The organism is Streptomyces gelaticus, assembly GCF_014649535.1.
GTDB lineage: Bacteria > Actinomycetota > Actinomycetes > Streptomycetales > Streptomycetaceae > Streptomyces > Streptomyces gelaticus.
Genome location: NZ_BMTF01000113.1, coordinates 1 through 545 on the forward strand (window position 1 = coordinate 1; position 545 = coordinate 545).

Below are 545 nucleotides of genomic sequence, written 5' to 3' on the forward strand. Positions count from 1 at the left end.
CAGCACGAGCGCCCGCTCCGGCGGATCGAGATACAGGCCCACCACGTCGTGGATCTTGTCGACGAAGAACGGGTCCGTGGACAGCTTGAACGTCTCGGACCGGTGCGGCTGCAGGCCGAAAGCCCGCCACACCCGGGAAACGGTCGACTGCGAAAGCCCGGTCTTCTTCGCCATCGACCGGGTCGACCAGTGCGTGGCGTTCGTCGGCTTCGACTCCAGGGTCCGGGCGATCAGATCGGCGACCTGCTCGTCCATCACGGTGCGGGGCCGACCCGGACGCGGCTCGTCCGACAGCCCGTCGAGACGGTCCGCCAGGAACCGCTTACGCCACTTCGAGACGGTGTCGCGCGACACCCCGACCCGCTCCATCACCACACGCGTCGACACAGGAAAGCCGTCCTCCCCGACGTCGTCGCAAGCCAGAATCACACGGGCCCGCATCGCCATGTCCTGCGCAGACTTACGCCGCCGCACCCAACCCTCCAACACCGATCGCTCAGCATCGGTCAGATCCAGCGGCGCAAGCTTCGGTCCCGGGCGCGTCA

At 67.7% G+C, this 545-nt stretch carries 1 protein-coding gene; it reads right to left on the reverse strand.

The genetic code is table 11. The features are described 5' to 3' along the window. Window positions 1–516, reverse strand: a 516-nt coding sequence (locus IE107_RS34625) for an IS630 family transposase (protein ID WP_229867496.1), incomplete at its 3' end; no start/stop codon positions are given. Window positions 517–545: the final 29 nt, after the last annotated feature.